The organism is Neorhizobium sp. DAR64862/K0K3, from assembly GCF_050500185.1.
GTDB lineage: Bacteria > Pseudomonadota > Alphaproteobacteria > Rhizobiales > Rhizobiaceae > Neorhizobium > Neorhizobium soli.
On sequence record NZ_CP191449.1, the window covers coordinates 1,536,326 to 1,556,933 of the forward strand.

Annotated in this window: 16 protein-coding genes and 2 tRNA genes; 5 read left to right on the forward strand and 13 right to left on the reverse strand. The window is 59.9% G+C overall.

The window, feature by feature from the left end; genetic code table 11:
• Positions 1-8 precede the first annotated feature (8 nt).
• Positions 9-689: an HAD-IA family hydrolase gene (locus ACQY1L_RS07450; RefSeq protein WP_430243609.1), complete on the reverse strand. Its 681-nt coding sequence runs from the start codon at positions 687-689 to the stop codon at positions 9-11.
• Positions 690-825: 136 nt separating this feature from the next.
• Between ACQY1L_RS07450 and ACQY1L_RS07455 the strand changes: the two genes are divergently transcribed.
• Entirely contained in the window at positions 826-1,596 is a 771-nt protein-coding gene (locus ACQY1L_RS07455) for an SDR family NAD(P)-dependent oxidoreductase (RefSeq protein ID WP_062580588.1), read from the forward strand.
• A 13-nt stretch (positions 1,597-1,609) separates the two neighbouring features.
• On the opposite strand, the gene ACQY1L_RS07460 is transcribed toward ACQY1L_RS07455, so the two are convergent.
• From ACQY1L_RS07460 to ACQY1L_RS07475, 4 genes are all read right to left on the reverse strand, one after another.
• Positions 1,610-1,685 (reverse strand) — tRNA-Thr (locus ACQY1L_RS07460).
• A 155-nt stretch (positions 1,686-1,840) separates the two neighbouring features.
• The gene (locus ACQY1L_RS07465; protein ID WP_430243611.1) at positions 1,841-5,023 is read right to left on the reverse strand and encodes an efflux RND transporter permease subunit; all 3,183 of its coding nucleotides are present in this window, start codon (positions 5,021-5,023) and stop codon (positions 1,841-1,843) included.
• Positions 5,024-5,169: 146 nt separating this feature from the next.
• Positions 5,170-6,339, reverse strand: a complete 1,170-nt coding sequence (locus tag ACQY1L_RS07470) for an efflux RND transporter periplasmic adaptor subunit (RefSeq protein WP_430243613.1) — start codon at positions 6,337-6,339, stop codon at positions 5,170-5,172.
• Between the two features lie 75 nt (positions 6,340-6,414).
• The gene (locus ACQY1L_RS07475; RefSeq protein WP_430243615.1) at positions 6,415-7,209 is read right to left on the reverse strand and encodes an alpha/beta hydrolase fold domain-containing protein; all 795 of its coding nucleotides are present in this window, start codon (positions 7,207-7,209) and stop codon (positions 6,415-6,417) included.
• A 163-nt stretch (positions 7,210-7,372) separates the two neighbouring features.
• Between ACQY1L_RS07475 and ACQY1L_RS07480 the strand changes: the two genes are divergently transcribed.
• Positions 7,373-8,311 carry a LysR family transcriptional regulator gene (locus tag ACQY1L_RS07480; protein ID WP_192086618.1) on the forward strand — a complete coding sequence of 313 codons (939 nt, stop codon included), beginning with the start codon at positions 7,373-7,375 and terminating at the stop codon, positions 8,309-8,311.
• An 8-nt stretch (positions 8,312-8,319) separates the two neighbouring features.
• On the opposite strand, the gene ACQY1L_RS07485 is transcribed toward ACQY1L_RS07480, so the two are convergent.
• Positions 8,320-9,081 carry a BA14K family protein gene (locus ACQY1L_RS07485; RefSeq protein WP_430243617.1) on the reverse strand — a complete coding sequence of 254 codons (762 nt, stop codon included), beginning with the start codon at positions 9,079-9,081 and terminating at the stop codon, positions 8,320-8,322.
• Positions 9,082-9,269: 188 nt separating this feature from the next.
• On the opposite strand from ACQY1L_RS07485, the gene ACQY1L_RS07490 reads away from it, so the two are divergent.
• Complete coding sequence (locus ACQY1L_RS07490) at positions 9,270-9,554, forward strand: hypothetical protein (RefSeq protein ID WP_209900750.1); 285 nt, start codon at positions 9,270-9,272, stop codon at positions 9,552-9,554.
• Between the two features lie 37 nt (positions 9,555-9,591).
• Here ACQY1L_RS07490 and ACQY1L_RS07495 read toward each other — a convergent pair.
• The 6 genes from ACQY1L_RS07495 to ACQY1L_RS07520 all read right to left on the reverse strand — a co-directional run bounded on the left by ACQY1L_RS07495 (position 9,592) and on the right by ACQY1L_RS07520 (position 15,560).
• Positions 9,592-9,667 (reverse strand) — tRNA-Lys (locus ACQY1L_RS07495).
• 183 nt (positions 9,668-9,850) lie between these two features.
• The gene (locus ACQY1L_RS07500) at positions 9,851-10,765 is read right to left on the reverse strand and encodes a PhzF family phenazine biosynthesis protein (RefSeq protein WP_430243619.1); all 915 of its coding nucleotides are present in this window, start codon (positions 10,763-10,765) and stop codon (positions 9,851-9,853) included.
• Between the two features lie 251 nt (positions 10,766-11,016).
• Positions 11,017-12,261, reverse strand: coding sequence for a PLP-dependent aminotransferase family protein (locus ACQY1L_RS07505; RefSeq protein ID WP_062580431.1), 1,245 nt, complete (start codon positions 12,259-12,261; stop codon positions 11,017-11,019).
• Between the two features lie 170 nt (positions 12,262-12,431).
• Positions 12,432-13,706 carry a phosphopyruvate hydratase gene (gene eno / locus ACQY1L_RS07510; RefSeq protein WP_113110927.1) on the reverse strand — a complete coding sequence of 425 codons (1,275 nt, stop codon included), beginning with the start codon at positions 13,704-13,706 and terminating at the stop codon, positions 12,432-12,434.
• Positions 13,707-13,834: 128 nt separating this feature from the next.
• Complete coding sequence (kdsA, locus tag ACQY1L_RS07515) at positions 13,835-14,680, reverse strand: 3-deoxy-8-phosphooctulonate synthase (RefSeq protein ID WP_174196719.1); 846 nt, start codon at positions 14,678-14,680, stop codon at positions 13,835-13,837.
• A gap of 4 nt (positions 14,681-14,684) precedes the next feature.
• Positions 14,685-15,560, reverse strand: a complete 876-nt coding sequence (locus ACQY1L_RS07520) for a VOC family protein (protein WP_430243622.1) — start codon at positions 15,558-15,560, stop codon at positions 14,685-14,687.
• Between the two features lie 192 nt (positions 15,561-15,752).
• Here ACQY1L_RS07520 and lexA point away from each other — a divergent pair, with 192 nt between their 5' ends.
• Positions 15,753-16,472 (forward strand): transcriptional repressor LexA, encoded by a 720-nt coding sequence (gene lexA / locus ACQY1L_RS07525; protein WP_184655098.1) that lies wholly within the window; start codon positions 15,753-15,755, stop codon positions 16,470-16,472.
• On the opposite strand, the gene ACQY1L_RS07530 is transcribed toward lexA, so the two are convergent.
• A complete protein-coding gene (locus ACQY1L_RS07530; RefSeq protein WP_430243624.1) occupies positions 16,453-19,002 on the reverse strand; it encodes a ComEC/Rec2 family competence protein in 2,550 nt (849 codons plus the stop codon). The genes lexA and ACQY1L_RS07530 overlap by 20 nt on opposite strands.
• 293 nt (positions 19,003-19,295) lie before the next feature.
• Here ACQY1L_RS07530 and gltA point away from each other — a divergent pair, with 293 nt between their 5' ends.
• Positions 19,296-20,585, forward strand: coding sequence for a citrate synthase (gene gltA, locus ACQY1L_RS07535; protein ID WP_062457278.1), 1,290 nt, complete (start codon positions 19,296-19,298; stop codon positions 20,583-20,585).
• The last annotated feature ends 23 nt before the right edge of the window (positions 20,586-20,608 follow it).

Consider the following 20,608-nt stretch of genomic DNA (forward strand, 5'->3'; position numbering starts at 1 on the left):
TCAGCCTCTCACGCTCTGGACTGAAAGGTGATGACGCCGTCGTTGGCGACGCTTACCGAAACACCGGTATAATCCGGGATCCGGAAGTGCCCGCCTTCGACGTCGTGGGTATGAGTGGCGGTGATCACCATGACATCGGCACCCGCCGCCTCACCGGCCATGATACCGGCAGGGACGTCCTCGAACACCATCACGTTGGAAGGGTCTGCGCCAAGCCGTTTCGCGCCGAGCCTGTAGCCCTGCGGGTCCGGTTTGCCGATCGTGACGTCCTCGGCAGTGACCAGCATGGACGGTATCGCAAGGCCAGCTGCGGCAAGTCTTGCCTTTGCGAGTTCCAGCGGCGACGACGTCACGACACCCCATTGCCCCGCGGGCAGGCTTGCCAAGAATTCAGCAGCGCCCGGAATCTGAACGATACCCTCGACATCGTCGATCTCGCCGCGCAGAACCTTCTCCGCTTCCATTGCCGGATCAAGACCCGGCAGGTTGAGGCTGGTGATCGTATCGATGCCGCGCTTGCCGTGCATGAAGGGCAGGAATTTCTCTACGTCGAGCCCCTGCTCTGCCGCCCAGCGTCCCCAGACACGTTCGGCAGAAGCAATCGAATTGAGGATCGTTCCGTCCATGTCGAAGAGAAAGCCGCGATAACCTCTGGTCGGCAGGACGATGACGTTTTGGGAGACTGACAATGCGGAATTCCTTTTGGAGAGACTGACGGGATTTGCAGGACCGGATACGCATCCGGACTACAGATAGGAGGGAGCCGGCGCAATTGACGGCGAGGTTCGAAGCGTTAGAACTGAGAATGGGAATGGAGAAAACCCTATGAATGAGGATTTGATGGGGCACGCGGATCTGCGCGGCCGCGGCGTGCTGATCACGGGCGGCGGATCCGGCATTGGAGCGGCGCTTGTCGAGGGATTCGCGGCCCATGGCGCAAAGGTCGCGTTTATCGACATTGCCGACGAACCCAGTGCAGCAGTGGCGGACCGGCTTTCCGCGATCAGCGATCATCCAGTCCGATATATAAGGGCGGACTTGCGCGATACCGATGCTATCCGACATGCGGTCGATGATGCGGCAGCAAGCCTCGGGTCACTCTCCGTACTCGTGAACAATGCCGCCTGGGACGATCGCCGGGATCTCGATGATATCACCGAAGACTACTGGGACCTCAGCCAGGCGATCAATCTGAAGCAGGTGTTCTTCACATCGCAAGCCGCCGTGCCGCATATGCGGTTGGCCGGCGGTGGTGCCATCGTGAATTTCTCGTCGATCGCCTGGATGCTCAACATGGGTGGCATGCCATCCTACACAACCGCCAAGGCCGGTATCGTCGGCTTGACCAAAAGCCTCGCCGGCAGACTTGGGCCGGAAAATATCCGGGTCAATGCCATACTGCCCGGCATGATCGTCACCGAGCGGCAGAAGGACTTGTGGCTGAAGGACGAAGACATCGCCGCGATGATCGGGCGCCAGTGCCTCAAACGCAGCCTGGTGGCGCAGGATGTCGTGGGCCCGTGTCTGTTTCTCGCGTCGAGCGCCGCGGCTGCCATAACTGCGCAGACACTGGTGATCGACGGTGGCGCGATCTAGCGAGAAAGGAAGATGGTGCCCCTGCCGAGGAATTGAACCTGGATCGGCTGCAAACGAAGCAGCTGCTCTGGCTTTGAGCTACGAGGGGCGTGCGAACTGATTGCCACCGATTGGTAAGCAGCGCAATCACAGCCTTTACCAATGGTTACGGGGTAAGGTTAACCCTGGCCCATTATGGCTTGGCACAATTGAAAATGCCCTGCGGATCCTTCCAGAGGAAGAACCCGCAGGGCCTGGAGGCCAGCTACTCCGCTGGAGAGAGAGCGGGCGGCGCCTCCAAACCGTGCTGCCGCAGGGGCCGCATTCCGGTCATCAGGCGCGCCAGCATATAGAAGACCGGCGTCATAAAGATGCCGAAGAAGGTCACCCCGATCATGCCGGAGAATACCGCGATGCCCATGGCGACGCGCATTTCCGCACCGGCACCGGTGGACACGACCAGTGGCACCACGCCCATGATAAAGGCCATCGACGTCATCAGGATCGGGCGAAGGCGAAGGCGGCTGGATTCGACTGCAGCCTCGAACGGCGTTCGGCCTTCGAACTCCAGCTCGCGGGCGAATTCCACGATCAGGATCGCGTTCTTCGCCGACAGTCCGACCAGCACCACCAACCCGATCTGGGTGAAGATGTTGTTGTCGCCTCCCGTCAGCCAGACACCCGTCAGTGCCGCCAGCACGCCCATCGGCACGATCATGATGATCGCAATCGGCAGCGTCAGGCTTTCGTACTGCGCCGCCAGCACAAGATAGACCAGCAGCAGGGCGAGCGGAAACACGATGATGCTCGAATTGCCGGCCAGGATCTGCTGGTAGGTGAGATCGGTCCACTCGAAGGCAACGCCTGACGGCAGTGTTTCGTCGAGGATCTTGGTGATCGCCGCTTCCGCCTGACCGGAGGAAAAGCCAGGTGCCGGCGCTCCGTTGATATCGGCGGCGAGGAAGCCGTTGTAGCGCGTGGTGCGTTCCGGTCCCGTCTGGGCGTCCACCTTGAGGAGCGCCGATAGAGGGATCATCTGGCCCGATTGCGAACGAACTTTTAATGCACCGATATCCTCGGGCTTTGCACGGAACTGCGCATCCGCCTGCACCCTTACGCTGTAGGTACGGCCGAAGGCGTTGAAGTCATTGACGTAGAGTGAGCCGAGATAGATCTGCAGCGTCTCGAACACGTCGGTGACGGATACGCCCAGCTGTTCGGCCTTGGCACGGTCGAGATCGGCAAACAGCTGCGGGACGTTGATCTGGAAGCTGGAGAAGATGCCCGCCAGTTCCGGAGCCTGCATGGCCTTGGCAATCACGGCCTTGGTTGCATCGTCCAGTGCCTGGTAACCGTAACCGGCACGGTCTTCGAGTTGCAGCTTGAAGCCGCCCGTGGTGCCGAGGCCGTTGACCGGCGGCGGCGGGAACATGGCGATGAAGGCATCCTGGATACCGGCAAACTTCTGGTTCAGTGCCATGGCGATGGCGCCGCCCGAAAGCTCCGGCGTCGTGCGGTTCTCGAAGTCGTCAAGCACCGCGAAGACGATGCCGGAATTCGATCCGATCGTGAAACCATTGATCGACAGGCCCGGGAATGCAATCGCATGCTCGACGCCCGGCTGCTTCAGGGCGATGTCGCTCATGCGCTTCACCACATCTTCGGTACGGTCGAGCGTTGCCCCATCCGGCAGCTGTGCAAAGCCGATCAGATACTGCTTGTCCTGCGCCGGTACGAAGCCGCCCGGCACCGCGTTGAACACGCTGTAGGTTGCACCGATCAGGGCGAGATAGATCACCATGACGATACTCTTGCGCGACAGAAGCCCGCCCACCGTGCGGCCATAACCGTTCGAAGCGGAACCGAAGACCCGGTTGAAGCCGCGGAAGAACCAGCCGAACAGCCAGTCCATGCCACGCGTCAACCGGTCCTTCGGGGCATGATGCCCCTTGAGGAGAAGAGCTGCCAGTGCCGGCGACAAGGTCAGCGAATTGATCGCCGAGATCACCGTCGAGATGGCGATGGTCAGCGCGAACTGGCGGTAGAACTGGCCGGACAAGCCGGAGATGAAGGCGAGCGGCACGAACACCGCGACAAGGACGAGCGCGATCGCGATGATCGGTCCGGAGACTTCGCGCATTGCCTTGTAGGTGGCGTCGCGCGGATTGAGCCCGTTTTCGATATTGCGCTCGACATTCTCGACGACGACGATCGCGTCATCCACGACAATACCGATCGCTAGCACGAGGCCGAACAGCGTCAGCGCGTTGATCGAGAAGCCCAGCGCATACATCACGGCAAACGTGCCGATGATGGAGACCGGAACTGCGATCAGCGGAATGATCGAGGCACGCCAGGTCTGCAGGAAGACGATGACGACGATGACGACCAGCGCGATAGCTTCAAGCAGCGTATCGACGACCTTTTCGATCGACGAACGGACGAACTGCGTGGTGTCATATACGATCTCGTATTTCACACCTTCCGGCATCGCCAGTTGGAGCTGATCCATGGTCGCGCGGACCGTATCGGCGATCTCGATCGCATTCGAGCCCGGAGCCTGCAGGACCGGGATGGCGACTGCCGGACGTTCGTCGAGAAGCGAACGCAGCGTATAGTCGGCGGCCCCCATCTCGACCCTTGCGACGTCGCGAAGCCTGGTGATCTCGCCGTTGGAGCCGCTCTTGACGATGATGTTGGCGAACTCTTCAGGCGACTGCAGACGTCCCTGCGCGTTGACGTTGAGCTGGAGGTCGGTGCCCGGCAGGTTCGGCGAGGCGCCGATAATGCCGGCTGCGGCCTGGACGTTCTGCGCGCGGATCGCGTCCGTCACATCGCTTGCCGCGAGATTGTGCTCGGCAGCCTTTTGCGGATCGATCCAGACGCGCATGGAATAGTCGCCGGCACCGAAAACCTGCACCTGGCCGACTCCTTCGATCCGTGCCAGCCGATCCTTGACGTTCAGCGTCGCGTAGTTGCGAAGGTAGGTGAGGTCATAGCGATCGCTATCCGAGACCAGATTGACGACCATGATGAAGTCGGGCGAGCTTTTGATCGTCGTGATGCCAAGCGCCCTCACCTCGGATGGCAAGCGCGGTTCAGCCTGGCTGACGCGGTTCTGCACCAGCTGCTGCGCCTTGTCCGGATCGGTGCCGAGCTTGAAGGTGACCGTCAGCGTCATCACGCCGTCCGACGTCGCCTGGCTCGACATGTAGAGCATGTCTTCGACGCCGTTGATCTGCTCTTCGAGCGGCGTCGCGACTGTCTCGGCAATCACGACCGGATTGGCACCCGGATAGGTCGCCTTGACGACGACCGACGGGGGAACCACGTTCGGATATTCGGAAATCGGAAGTGCGCGCATGCCAAGCAGGCCGGCGACCACGATCAGGATCGACAGGACGCCAGCAAAAACCGGTCTGTCGATGAAAAATCTTGAAATATTCATTGTCTAAGCCCTCTCTCCAGGGTCGAACAGAAACAACAGGCTCCCCTCTCGCGGCCTGTGCAGGCCGCGAGTGCTTACCGTGTCTCGCAATTGTAGTTGTGGTTGCTGCCCGCCTCTCCAGTTAGGGAGAAGCAGACCGCATCAAGTCACTTGGTGGCGACTTCGTCCTGCGGCGCCACGATCGCGCCCGGGCGGATGCGCTGTAGCCCGCTGACGACGACACGATCGCCGGCAGAAAGGCCCTTTTCGACGATCCGCTGACCATCGATCACCGATCCGAGCTGAACCTGCCGGTAGCCGACCTTGTCGCCCGCCTCGACAACCAGCACGAACTTCTTGTCCTGATCGGTGCCGATCGCCTTTTCGCTGACGAGAAGGCGATCTTCGGCCTTGGGTTCACCCATGCGGACCCGCACGAACTGACCGGGGATCAAGCGCCCGCCCGGATTGTCGAAGACCGCGCGGACGCGGATCGTGCCGCTTGCCGCGTTGACCTCGTTGTCGATCAGCTGCAGCTTGCCGCGGACAGGCGTCGTTGACGCGAGCGTGCTGGCCTCAACCGGAACGTCGCCAATCGCCGGCACGCCGTCCTTGACGTCGACCTGGGCCAGTGTGCGGGCCACCAGTTCTTCGGCTGCATCAAAGCTTGCGTAGATCGGGCTGCTCGACACGAGCGTCGTCAGCACCGCCGAGGCAGAGCCTGCCGCCACGAGATTGCCGACGGTCACTTCGATGCGACCTGCACGCCCGGAGATCGGGGCACGGATCTGGGTATAATCCAGATTGATCTGCGCCGATTTCAGCGTTGCCCTTGCTGCCTGTACATTGGCGATCGCTTCGGCGCGGGCGCTCTGACGCTGCGAAAGATCGCTCTGCGAAATGGTGTTGCGCGAGGCGAGCGTCTTGCCCCGTTCCAGCTCGGTGTCGGCATAATCGAGCCTTGCCTGAGCGGATGCCATCTGTCCCTCCGCCTGAGCGACGGCTGCCTTGTAGGGCTCGGGATCGATCGAGACCAGAAGATCGCCTTCCTTTACGAGACCGCCTTCTCGGAAATGGACGGACAGAATTGCGCCGGCCACCCTTGGGCGAACCTCGACGCGATCAACAGCTTCCAGACGGCCGGAAAACTCCTGCCAGGTGGTGACGTTCTTCGGCTGCACGGCGGCAACCGTGACCGGCACCGCCGGTTGAGCCGCCGCTTCCGCGGGGGCCGCATGGGCGCCTGTCGGTGTATCGATAGAGAGGGAAGCGCCTGCAATGAGCGCAGCAACACTTATTCCGGCGCCCCACGGGGCCCAGTTTTTGATCTTCAACATATTCATAATCTCCTGACGGTCCTGCCCCAGGGAGGAGGAGAAAACCGTTGTCAAACGCTAGAAATCGACGTCTGCTTATTCACTCAACGTTTCGACGAAGCCTTTGAACTCGGCGGAAAGACCCGCCATCCAGTTCCCCTGCCCGCCCTTGTAGACACCCGTCCAGCCTGCGCCTTTCGGGAATATTTTCTGCCTGACCGAGACGCCCGAGGCTTCGAGCCGGTCCGCATAGTTGACAACCTCGTCATGCAGCGGATCGTCTTCTGACGTGACGACCAGAGCCGGCGCAAGACCGGATAGCCGCGAACAGAGACAGGGCGCAGCATAGGGATGCTGAAACCCGCAGGCTGCACGCAGATAATGGCTCCAACCGTCGGACCATTTTTCGCGCATGCCGATCTCATCGGCTCGACGAAACGATTTCGAGGCCATCATCGGATCGATCATCGGCGACAGAAGGATCTGTCCCCGAAGCTCGCCCGGCAATTGATCTCGCGCCTTCAAAGCCACGCCCGCCGCGACGTTGCCGCCGGCCTCGTCACCGGCCACAAACAGTGGAGACCGGGCAGAGCCGAAGCGCTTGCGGTTGCTGCTGAGATAAGCCAGCGCCGCGAACGCGCATTCCATTGCCTGCGGAAACAAGTTGCCTGAGGCAGATCCATAGTCGGCTTCAACAACGATCGACCCAGCATCCGAAAACACTTTGCCGATCGGCACTTCACGGTCCCGCACACCATTCTGCTGGAATGCGGTGCCGCGCAGATAGAGTATAATCGGCGCGACCTTGACTGCCGGCTGGCCTTCGTAACGGTGTATGGAAACGGGCAGGCCTGCCCATTCGATATCCGTGTTCTTGTTCCAGTCCGTCATCCAGTCCTCCTCGCTATGGAGCCAAAAAGCCACATTGGCGAAAGGCATCTTGCCGAATAACTTGACCCTGATATTATTGTTCCTGACAGAACTCGCAAGTCGCTGAAATCGGCAACACTGTTCCGGATAGGCGAATAATACAACTTTTCGAACGGGATCAACGATGGACCAGCTTTCCTCTATGCGCGTCTTCGTGCGCGTCGTCGAAACGGGCAACTTCACGCGTGCTGCCGCGACCCTCAATATTCCCAAGACCACGGCCACCAACATGGTCCAGGGTCTGGAGGCGCATCTGCGCACGAAGCTCCTCAACCGCACGACACGTCGGGTGATGGTCACGACCGATGGAGCACTCTACTACGAGCGCGCCGTGCAGATCCTGTCGGAGCTTGAAGAACTCGACGGCACGATGTCGAAATCGCAGAACCAACCCACGGGCCGACTGCGTGTCGAGATGGCAGGGGCGTTCGCCGACCTCGTCGTAATCCCCAATTTGTGCGAATTCTACCAGCGCTACCCGCAGATCCAGCTGGATATCGGGGTCGGCGACCGGCTGGTCGATTACATTGCTGAAAATGTCGACTGTGCTCTTCGAGGCGGCACGCCCAAGGACCAGTCGCTGATTGCGCGCAAAGTCGGCGAGCTTCGCATGCGCAATTACCTATCCCCGAACTATCTTGAGCGATTCGGTATGCCGACCCATCCGCGAGATCTGGAGACCGACCATTTCTCTGTCGGTTACCTCAACGCGACGGCCGGCCGGATCATGACCTTCGACTTTTGCAAAGAGGACGAGACGCTGGAGATCATGCCGCGTTACGTCGTCTCGGTGAATGATGCGCGCTCCTACGTCAACGCGGCGGTCGCGGGTCTCGGGATCGCACAGGCAGCGCGGTTCATGGTCCAGGAGCACGTGAAGAGGGGCGAACTCATCGAGATCTTCGCCGAATGGGAGTGCGAACCGCTGCCGCTCTACATCGTCTACCCGCAAACCCGGCACCTTTCCAACAAGGTCCGGGTCTTCGTGGATTGGCTCGCCAAACTGGTTCAAGGCTTGAAGGAAGACGAACAGCCGACGGTCACATTGCTGAAAACGGGCTGAACTAGGTCTCAGCCGTAGGGGGACTGACAAGTGCGGCGCATGCCGCCGTAGGACGTGTAGCTGTTGTCGTTGGCGCGGTATGAACGATATCGCGACAGGCACCACTCCTCGTGCGCCGGGTTCCCCATGGATGTTGCGTCGTATGAGGCGTTTTGCGGCGAAGACGAGCGGTCAGTTTCACGGATAAGACGGCCGTCCTGACCACGCCCGATCATCGTGCTCGTGGCGCTGACCTGCTGAACCAGCCCCTGGCCTTCGATGCCGGTGTCCTCGTTGCCAGAAACAATGTTGTCCTGACCATGCGACATGGCGACCGGTGACTGGCAAGCCCGACGCTGGCCACCCCGGTAAGGCTGGTAGGTGTTGTCCTCGAGCCTGTAGGAACGGTAGCGCGCGAAGCACCAGTCGGCATGCGCCTGGTTAACCGATGCATCGGACACAGGATCTACCGGCGCCTGGTCTGTCTCATCCAAGGAAGCCGTATGGACGCCGTCCACCGCATCCGTCGCCTGGTCCTGGGCAGCTACGGGCTGCCCCTGCGCATCCGACGCTGGCAGATCGATCTTTGCGGTCACAGCAGCAATCCGCTCGTAACGCTGATCGCCGCTGCTCACGACCACGGGTGTCGAGGTCCAAAGATCAGGATGGTCAACGTTGGAAAAGCGATGGGGCGCCGGCTCGGCAACGAGATAGGCCGTGGCCGCAACGCCACTCAAGAAGACCGTGACGGCCAAGACAAGCCCGCTCAGAAGTAGAAGGATCGCTTTCACGACGAGGATGCTCCGCAGATTTTCAACATGCGGACAAAATGCATGCGCGCGCAGAGGGTTCCGAACGAATTGCAACCTCGCCCGAGACAAATGCAGGGTGGTACAAAAAAGCCGACATTTGCTCGGCAGGAAGCCCCAGAGTTGCGCTATTCAGATTGTGATAGACTATCATACGGGAGGAGATTCCGATGAGAACCCTGATCGCTGCCTTTGCGGTCACGCTCGCCGCCTTGCCGGCTGAAGCACAGCAGTTTCGCAATACCGAAATTCAGCCGGATGGGACGGGCGGATATTACGGCACCTATGGAAACGAGAATTTTGAAGGAAGGCCACAAGGCGATGGCGTCTCGGGACATATGGGTGGACGCAGACCCGGTGTCATCGAGGAACGGCCCTCACCACGACCCGGAAGCGTCGGCGCGACGCAGCGAAACTGCGTCGTCGACGGCAACGGAAACGCCATTTGCCGGTGAAACCGGCATTTGAACATTTCAATATAAAGGATTGATTTGGTGGGTGATGTAGGGCTCGAACCTACGACCCGCTGATTAAGAGTCAGCTGCTCTACCAACTGAGCTAATCACCCGTAACCGGTTTGGCGAAGCGTCGTTTCCGCCGGTGTGAGGGCCGTATAAAGAGGAAGTTTAGGCTTGTCCAGCACCTCCCGCGAAATTTGTTGGATCAGCAGCTTCTTTTTTGCGCGAGCGAACAGCCTTTGCGAGGATATCCGAACTTATGGTAACAAAATCAACGGGTTGAAAAATATCGCCTAGATTTCGATAACGCCTTCGGCAAGTCGGATCGCTTGTCCGCCGATCCGGGCTTTTGCAATGGCCCCTTCCTGCACATCGATATGGAGATGGATAAAGGACGGCCGTCCCATCTCGACGCCTTGCTCGATCAGAAGGGGGTGATGGCCATCCGGCAGGCCGTCAAAATGATGGATCGCGCCGGACAATGCCGCTACCGCCCCACCCGTGGCTGGGTCTTCAGCGATGCCCATATCCGGCGAGAACATTCGGGCATGAAATTTCGCCTGATGATGGACGCCGCCGCGGCAATAGACATAGGCCGAAGCGAGCGCACCCTCGACGAAGGGAGCGACCTTCTCCCAAAGCGGCGCATCGAATTCCACGTCCTGGACAGTTGCGAGATTGTGCAGCGGGATCATCAGGAAGGGCACACCGGCGCTCCAGATCGACGCGACGTGGTTTTCGAACCCGATATCCGTCAGCTCGACGCCGAGCGCGTCCGCGATGCCCTGACGGTTCAAGGCGAGGTCGATCCGCTGCGACTTCTTCGGCAGATCGAACTCGGCGAACCCCACCTCCCCCTGGCGCAGACGCACGGCGCACCGAACCGGACCGACCGCCTCTTCGAGGACACAGACCAGATCGAGATCGCTGTCGCGCCCGTGCGTGCGCTCGGCAAGGGCGATGGCCGTCCCGACCGTCGGATGTCCCGCGAACGGAAGCTCCCGGCCCGGTGTGAAGATTCGCAGCTTCGCCGAATGGGTGGTGTTTGTCGACGTCTGGACGAACACCGTCTCCGAGAGGTTCATTTCCTTGGCAACGGCCTGCATCGCGCCATCGTCGAGACCATCTGCATCGAAGATGACCGCAAGCGGGTTGCCGGAAAGCTTAGCGTCGGTGAAAACGTCATAGATGCTATAGGGACGCGCCAATGCAAACTCCTCCTCATATACCGGGCGCAAAACTGCCCGACGGCGTCCCGTGGCGCAACCCCTGATCAACGTCACCGGCTAGTGATTTAATTAGCGGCGGTTACGGTCGGGCGCGCTGGGCGCCTCGGAGAAGGCCGCGTTTCCACGAGAGGCGGCGCCCGAGGCCGAGCGTCACCGACAGGTGAACTGGTCGCCAGCAGCCCGTGAGAAAGGCAAGCCATCGCTGGGTCGCCTTTCTCAGTACGCGATATTCAGATGATCGGGAGCGCTTCGTGCTCACGGGTTTCGGCATTGCCGATCAGTCTTCCGAGCCGCTTGATGCCTTCGTCGATCATCTCGTCGTTGGCGCAGGAGAAGCTGATGCGCAGCGTGTTGGCATTGCTGCCGTCGGCGTAGAACGCCTTGCCGGGCACGAAGGCGACCTTTTCGGTTGCCAGCGATTTCGCCAGAAGCTCCGCACCATCCGTGCCCTCAGGCAGCGTCAGCCATACGAACATGCCGCCTTCGGGCTTTGTCCATGTCGTTCCCTTCGGCATGTATTTCGCAAGTGCCGCCAGCATGGAATCGCGGCGGCCGCTATAGACCCGCTTGATCTTGGCAACCTGTTCATCGAAACCGCGCGAAGCGACATGCTCGACGGCGATCTGGTTGATCGTCGACGAATGCAGGTCGGCCGCCTGTTTCAACAACACCAGTTTGCGGATGACCGGCATCGCTCCGATGACGAAGCCGACGCGCAGGCCTGGTGCCAGCGTCTTGGAAAAGCTGCCGCTGTAGATCGTGCGGGTCTTTTCGATACCGCCGCTGCGGGCAATATCGAGCGCGAGGATCGGCGAAACCGGTTCGCCATCGAAGCGCAGGTTCTGGTATGCGGCATCTTCGAGAATCGCGATATCGAGTTCGTCTGCCAGTGCCAGAAGCTTTTCGCGGCCTGCGAGATCGATCGTCTCGCCGGTCGGATTGGAGAAGTCGGCGGACAGATAGGCAAACTTCACCGAGCCACCGGCTTTCGACGCCGTCTCGCGATAGGCTTCCGGCGTGCGGTTGCCGTTGACCGAGAGCTGATCGTAGGTCGGCTCATAGGCATTGAACGCGGAGAGCGCACCGAGATAGGTCGGCCACGTGACGAGCGCCGTATCGTTCGGCGACAGAAACAGTTTGCCGAGGTAATCGAGCGCCTGCTGGGAGCCTGACGTGATGAAGACGTTGTCGGCGGTACAGTCGATACCGATCTTGGCGACATCGGCCACGATCCAGTCGCGCAACGGCTTGTAGCCTTCGCTGACGGAATACTGCAGCGCGGAGTTCACCTGAGCGCCTGAGAAGATATCCGCATAGGCCTTCTGGAATTCCTCGGCCGGAAACAATGCCGGATCCGGAATGCCGCCGGCGAACGAAATGATATCCGGCTGCTCCAGAAGCTTCAGCAGTTCGCGAATTTCGGAGGCTTTCATGCGGCTGGAGCGTGTCGCGAAAATATGGTCCCAATCAAGCACGGGCGTTTCCTTTTATTTCAATATTCTTGGCATTGGTTTACATAAGTTTCGACAGGTCAACAATGCTGACCTATCGGTTTTTGGTACGGTGCGATCACGAATTGTAAAACGCAAAAGCCCGCGCAGATGGCGCGGGCTCTCGGATAGTCTGCCTCAGTCGACCGGAATGATCAGGCCTTGAGGATCGAGCGGCCCGCGTAGGCGGCCTGCGGCCCAAGCATTTCCTCGATACGGATCAGCTGGTTGTACTTGGCCAGACGATCAGAGCGCGACAGCGAACCGGTCTTGATCTGTCCGCAGTTGGTGGCGACGGCGAGATCCGCAATCGTCGAGTCTTCCGTCTCACCCGAACGGTGGGACATGACGGCCGTGTAGCTCGCCTTGTGCGCTGTTTCGACAGCATCGAGCGTCTCGGTGAGCGATCCGATCTGGTTGACCTTGACGAGGATCGAGTTGGCTGTGCCCTGGCGGATACCATCGCGCAGACGGGCCGAGTTGGTCACGAACAGGTCGTCGCCGACCAGTTGCACCTTGGAGCCAATCTTGTCAGTCAGATACTTCCAGCCGGTCCAGTCGTCTTCCGACATGCCGTCTTCGATCGAGATGATCGGGTACTTGCCGGCAAGTTCTGCCAGGTAATCGGCCATTGCTTCAGGCTCGAGCGAACGGCCTTCGCCTTCCAGCTCATACTTGCCGTTCTTGAAGAACTCGGTGGCTGCGCAATCAAGCGCCAGGTGAACGTCGTCGCCCGGCCGGTAGCCAGCCTTTTCGACCGACTTCATGATGAAATCGAGCGCTTCCGGAGCGCTCTTCAGGCCCGGTGCGAAACCGCCTTCGTCGCCGACATTGGTGTTGTGACCCTGCGCTGCCAGTTCCTTCTTGAGGACGTGGAAGATTTCCGCGCCCATGCGCACGGCATCCTTCAGCGTCTCGGCGCCGACGGGCATGATCATGAATTCCTGGAAATCGATCGGGTTGTCGGCGTGAGCGCCGCCATTGATGATGTTCATCATCGGGACCGGCAGGAGATGCGCGGAGGCGCCGCCGATATAGCGATAGAGCGGCAGGCCGGACGATTCGGCGGCGGCCTTGGCAACGGCAAGCGAAACGCCGAGAATGGCGTTTGCACCCAGGCGCGATTTGTTCGGGGTGCCGTCGAGCGCGATCAGGGTCTTGTCGATGTGGATCTGGCTTTCGGCATCGAAGCCGCCGATCGCGTCGAAGATCTCGGTGTTGACGGCTTCGACAGCCTTTTCGACGCCCTTGCCACCATAGCGCTTGCCACCATCGCGAAGTTCGACGGCTTCATGCGCGCCCGTGGAGGCGCCCGACGGAACGGCGGCGCGGCCCATCGAGCCGTCTTCCAGATAAACATCCACCTCGACGGTCGGATTGCCACGGCTGTCCAGAATTTCGCGAGCGATGATGTCGGTAATGGCGGTCAAGGGTCTCTCCTCGGTTGATGTGCGAGCCTGAATTCGCAGGCTCAGCGAACAGGCGGATCATCGACATTGTGCGATCGTCGATGACACGCGGATTACAATCCAGTCAATTCGGCGGTTTTTCGACGCCGTCAGCCTTTTGCGATGGCATCGAACGCCAGCAGCTTTTCCAGAAGCCGCGGCATGTCCTTCAGGTGGACCATGTTCGGACCGTCGGACGGCGCGTTGTCGGGGTCTTCGTGGGTTTCGATAAAGACGCCAGCAACGCCGACGGCGACGGCTGCCCGGGCCAGCGTTTCGACAAATTCGCGCTGGCCGCCGGAAGAACCGCCCTGGCCGCCGGGCTGCTGCACGGAATGGGTTGCGTCAAAAATAACGGGGCTTCCGAGCGACGCCATGATCGGCAGCGAACGCATGTCGGAAACGAGAGTGTTGTAGCCGAACGAGGCACCGCGCTCGCACAGCATCACATTGGGATTGCCGCTTTCGAGGAACTTCGCCTGGACGTTCTTCATGTCCCAGGGCGCCAGGAACTGGCCCTTCTTCACGTTGATCGCGCAACCCGTCTTTGCGGCCGCGACGAGCAAGTCCGTCTGGCGCGACAGGAAGGCGGGGATCTGCAGGATATCGATCGTATCCGCCACGAGAGCGCATTGCTCTTCAGTGTGAATGTCGGTCAGAACGGGAAAGCCGAATTCCGTCTTCAGATCGGCAAAGATCGCCATCGCGTTGTCCAAGCCGATGCCGCGCTTGCCGGAGATCGACGTGCGGTTGGCCTTGTCGAAGGAGGATTTGTAGACGAGGCCGATGCCGAGTTTCTTGCAGAGTTCGACAAGCGTGCCGGCGATCATGAAAGCATGATCACGGCTTTCCATCTGGCAGGGACCGGCAATCAGCGAGAGCTTTGCCGTGTTTGAGAAAACGACTTTCGAACTCCCCTCGCCCACGGACACTTCAGAATTGGCGGAGACTGTCATTTCACTATTCCTCGAAACCGAAAACCACACCTTGCCCCGGGGCTGCCGACACGATCACGCGGCCATCCCTGCGGATGAATGCGACGTCATTAGCAGCAAGGGTGATCTCTGTCACGGCGAGATCGGTGGTCTTGAAGATGATCCCGCGCGCAGCGAGGCGCGACGATAACAAGGGCTTCATCGAAGACCGGAACTCGTCGCTGAACGTGTCGTTGGATTGAATGCGGATGCCGGCATTGGCAGCTGCGATCCGCAGACCGTCTTTCCCTTGCTCGGGTTGCGTCTCGAACACGGTTTCGAAAAGCGGCAGAAACTCCAGCGGGTCATCTGCAGAAAAGACGATCTCTCGAAGGCCTGTAACGGCGTTTGCGTGCTCATCAAGACCACCGCGATCTGCCGGTAATGCGGCCATGCGCTGGCAGGAAAACAGCAAGATGTCATCGACCTCGGGAACTGCCGCGAACGCCAGACGGAATGAGACTTCGCTCTCCCCACCATCGGGCAACTGCATCGGGCGGGAGAATTGAAGCATCTCGCCCGCAGACATGTGCCCGTCCACAAAACGGCTATGATCGGCCGCTGCATCCTGCGTCCCGACGACCACCGCCGATAGACCTTCCCTTTTCCGCTGGCCGCGGAAGCGGATGTCGCGATCGGTGAACACGTTGCCTCGTTTTGCCGCAAGCGAGGCTTGCCGACGGTTCACAATGGCCAGCGGCTCGAGATACGAGCCATCCGCGAAGAATATGCAGGCATTGGCTGTGCCGAAAGGGTGAACACCTTCAGGTGCCACAGTAAAGCCGAGAGCGGTCAACCTCCCCCGCGCTGACGCCAGATCTGCAACGGGCAGAACCAAATGATCGACTGACTTGTTACCCACTTACACCCCCAAAGTCTTATTCCGCAGAACATTGGCTATCGCGGGAAACTCGGCAAGTGCTGCGCACGAACTGAATACGTGATCGAACGCTGAAATGAGACTATTCTTGAGCAAAAATTTGGGGCTTGCGGAACACAGATAGAACATATAGCGTCCGTTCTGCATTTGTTTCCAATTCTGAGGGTCCCGTCCATGCTGACACGCAAGCAACAGGAGTTACTTCTGTTCATCCACGAGCGGATGAAAGAATCAGGCGTGCCGCCGTCGTTTGACGAAATGAAGGACGCTCTCGACCTTGCATCGAAGTCCGGCATCCATAGGCTGATCACCGCGCTCGAGGAGCGTGGCTTTATTCGCCGTCTGCCGAACAGAGCACGCGCGCTCGAAGTGATCAAGCTGCCTGACGCCTATGTGGCGAACCTTCATCCGCGACGGGGTTTTTCTCCCAGTGTCATCGAGGGAAGCCTCGGCAAAACGCAACCGGTCGTCGCTCAGAAGCCGGCGCCGGTCATGGCGGACAATCCGTTCTCGACAAACATCCCGGTCATGGGTCGAATCGCTGCCGGCGTGCCGATCTCCGCGATCCAGAACAACACCCATGACATCGCCGTTCCGATCGAGATGCTGGGTTCCGGCGATCATTACGCGCTCGAAGTGAAGGGCGATTCGATGATCGATGCCGGCATCCTCGATGGTGATACCGTCATCATCAAGAATGCCAGCACCGCAAGTCCGGGCGATATCATCGTTGCCCTGGTCGATGAGGAAGAAGCGACCCTGAAGCGGTTCCGCCGCAAGGGTGCATCGATCGCGCTGGAAGCGGCGAACCCCGCTTACGAGACCCGCATCTTCCCGCCCGACCGGGTGAAGGTCCAGGGCAAGCTTGTCGGCCTTATTCGCCGCTATCATTAAGAACGCTGTTATCCCGGAGATGCGCGGCAACAGCCTCCGGGATGCCAAAGTCGAATTGTCGCGTTCGCCAGTCACAGAACCGGTGGACGGTCCACGGACGGCTTGAGGTCTGTGCGCTGTCTCGCATCGCCGCCGTAATCTTGATGTCTGGCGCTGTCGCGTTCGGAATAATGGTGATTTCCAGTGCGCCAGTCCGGCGCAACGTCCGCCCGCTGAGAAGCAAGGCGCCGGAGCGGCAAGTATCGAAGCGTGCGCCGGGCGAGACGATGATCCGACCGAAATCGCAGGCAAGACCGGTGTATCGGTTGTCTTCGACAGTGACGATCCGGATGTCCTGAGCAGTCTGCGCCGCGCACAGGATTTTCGGCAGACAGGCAAATCGTCCGGGCGTGAATGCTTGAAGAAAGCCCCTGACATATTCGATTTCCCGGCGCGTCAAATCCGGTCGCGAATGTGGTCTAGGTCGTCTGTCATCACTTTTCGCAAGGCTGGCACCTCGCGCTGGTTCCGAAGAGGCAAGAACCGGCAAGGCGAGCGGTTGTTCTCCGGTCTCAAGCACCAGCGCTCGCCGCCATTGATCGTAGATAAATCCCGGCGGCCGGGTTCGATTGAGGGTGATCTTGTCATCCTGGATCAGTCCCACTGACGCGCCGTCTTCGGATATGACGATATCAGGCCTCGGCGCCGAGCCTGAGCGGACCGCAAAGAGCAAAGCCACCGCCATGAACAGCGCGCCTGTCAGCCTCAGCGGCGTGCGCAGCAGCGTCAGAAGCAGAAAGCCTGCCGTCGCCAGCGGCAGGAAAAGCGGGTTCTGCCGGCCGATGGCAATATCGCCGCCCCATGCGGCAACGATCTCGGCAATGCGAATGACGATCCGCAGCCCCTCGCCCATGATGAACAGAAAGGGAGCATCCAGCCCGAACGGCATCAGCAACATGCCAACAAGCCCTGCCGGCATCACCACGAAGGAAATGATCGGCATGGCCGCGAGATTGGCCGCGAGGCCGTAGGTGGTCAGATGGTGGAAATGCTCGATCGAATAGATCGACGTCGAAGTACTGCCGATCAGCGACGTCACCACGATCCCGGCAATGAAATGGAACGTCGCCGCGACACCCGTTATCCACCGGTTGCTACCTTTTGTATCCTCCTTACCTTTCGCGAAATATCGCGTCCAGAGGGCGAACCCTGCCACCAGTGCCGCGGTTGCCGCAAACGACATCTGGAAACTCGGACCCAAAATCTCCGACGGCGAGATGGCGAGGATAATGATTGCCGAAAGGGCGACGTTGCGAAGGCTGATGGAGGGTCGATCGACGAGCACGGCGACCAGCATCACCGCCATCATGATATAGGCCCGCTCGGCGGAAACCCCGAACCCGGAAATCAGGTAATAGGCGGTCGCCATGACAAGCGCACCGAACGCGGCAAACTTCTTGATCGGATAGGCCTGCGCAAAGCCTGGAAACAGCGACAGGACGGAGCGGACGCCGACGAAGAAGATACCGGCTGCCAGCGCCATGTTCAGGCCTGAGATCGCGACGATATGGGCCAGCCCGGACAGACGAAGCGCCTCGGTCGTCTCACGGGAAATTGCACGGCGCTCGTCGGTCACGATTGCGGCAGCAAAAGCGCCCGCATCCCCCTTGACCGTATCGCGGATGCGATTGCCGATTGCGCTGCGAAGCGCAAAAAGCCCTCGCTGCATGTCCGACCATAACCCGGGTTGGTCATCGATCGCCGGTTGTACGCTAGGCGCGCCGTAAAAGAAGCCAACGGCCCCGATTTGATCGAAGTAGGAGGAGAAGGCGAAATCGTTCAATCCGGGAAGCGCCGGGCCAGAGGGTGGCGACAGACGGGCACGGCCGGAAACGCGCTCTCCGATGTCTGCAGGTTCGTGTTGGCTTCTGGCAAGAAGCGACACCCGCTGCGGGGGACGAGCGAGCGTGGGCTCAGATGTCTGCTCGATCCTCACGATATAGCGCCAGCGGCGCTGTGCATCCGCTTCGCGTCGTTCGACAATCCCGCTGATGGTCGTCGTGACGGGCGAATCGAGCACGACCGTCGAACACCGCCAGGTTTCGAGCGCTGCCAGCGCAGAACCGGAGAGAAGCATGCAGAGTACAAGGTTGGCACGAGACAGCGGATGCGCGCGATACCGTGTCAGCCCTGCGGTCACCATCGAGATCGCAAGCATGGTTGCGAGAATGAATGGCGATGGCGTCCAAGGAAGTGCGAACCAGATCGCAGCGCCGGCACCCAGCAAGACAGGCAGGAAGAGGAACCCATGACCGTGGGAAACCTCCTCGCTCAACGACGTGCACAGCCATTTGGAAACGGGCCGGTCTCTGACCACGTATACCCTGAAAACATCCTCGGAATGATGGTCGTTTCGACCATCATTCCGGACTTCCGCGGGCATTGTCTGCGATGCCGATTCGGGCATCCAGAGTGCGATTGCGTGGGGTGTCGAAGCAAGCATCACCGGCTTGCTGCTGGCTGCCTCAAAAATCGCTCCGCCATTCGCCATGATGAATTATCCCGCCGGCTCCGCTGCAGAGACGGTGATTGATAAACGCAACCTGCGCGTTTATATTCTCCTCGTCAACACATTCGCCAAGCTGCGGTTTTCCTTCACGTTACGGCCTCTTACACCATGAGGTTGGGCATCTTTTAAACGTGGCCTGCCTAAATTATTTTCGCGCTGCACAAAATGTCGCAGGAGCGCTTGGCATCACCTTTAGGATCATATAGCTAACTTGCGACGCTTAACTCTTATGGCGCTTTCTGGGCGCCATGCCGCCAACAGGTTGGAGGATCAGAATGACGGAACAAAGCGCAAATCTCGTACTTGGTGATAAGACAGTCGACCTCTCGGTGCGATCGGGCACCATTGGGCCGGATGTTATCGATATCGCAGCCCTGTACAAGCAAACCGGTGCCTTCACCTACGACCCCGGCTTCACGTCGACTGCATCCTGTGAATCCAAGATCACCTATATCGACGGCGACAAGGGTGTTCTCCTGCACCGCGGCTACCCGATCGAGCAGCTTGCTGAACAGGGTGACTTTCTGGAAACCTGCTATCTGCTTCTCTACGGAGAACTGCCGACGGCTGCCCAGAAGAAGGACTTCGATCATCGCGTAACCATGCACACCATGGTTCACGAGCAGATGAGCCGCTTCTTCACCGGCTTCCGCCGCGATGCGCATCCTATGGCCGTCATGTGCGGTTGCGTGGGCGCTCTCTCGGCCTTCTATCACGATTCCACCGACATCACCGATCCGCACCAGCGGATGGTTGCGTCGCTGCGCATGATCGCCAAGATGCCGACGCTCGCCGCCATGGCGTACAAGTACCATATCGGCCAGCCCTTCGTGTATCCGCAGAACGACCTGGATTACGCCTCCAACTTCCTGCGCATGTGCTTTGCCGTGCCGTGCGAAGAATACAAGGTCAACCCGGTCCTGTCGCGCGCCATGGATCGCATCTTCATCCTGCATGCGGATCACGAACAGAACGCGTCGACCTCGACGGTTCGCCTCGCAGGTTCCTCGGGTGCAAACCCGTTCGCCTGTATCGCTGCCGGCATTGCCTGCCTCTGGGGCCCCGCTCACGGCGGCGCCAACGAAGCAGCGCTCAACATGCTGACCGAGATCGGGACCGTCGACAAGATCCCGGAATACATCGCCCGTGCCAAGGACAAGAACGATCCGTTCCGTCTGATGGGCTTTGGTCACCGCGTCTACAAGAACTACGATCCGCGCGCCAAGATCATGCAGAAGACCACGCATGAAGTACTGGCAGAACTCGGTCACAAGGACGATCCGCTTCTGCAGGTCGCCATGGAACTCGAGAAGATTGCTCTGACGGACCCCTACTTCATCGAAAAGAAGCTGTACCCGAACATCGACTTCTATTCGGGCATTACGCTGAAGGCGATGGGCTTCCCCACGACGATGTTCACCGTTCTGTTCGCGCTTGCGCGTACCGTCGGCTGGATCGCCCAGTGGGCCGAAATGATCGAAGATCCGCAGCAGCGTATCGGTCGTCCGCGCCAGCTCTATACCGGCGAAGCGCAGCGTGACTATACGCCTGTTTCGAAGCGCTAGGCGCTGTAATAGGCTTTGCGAAA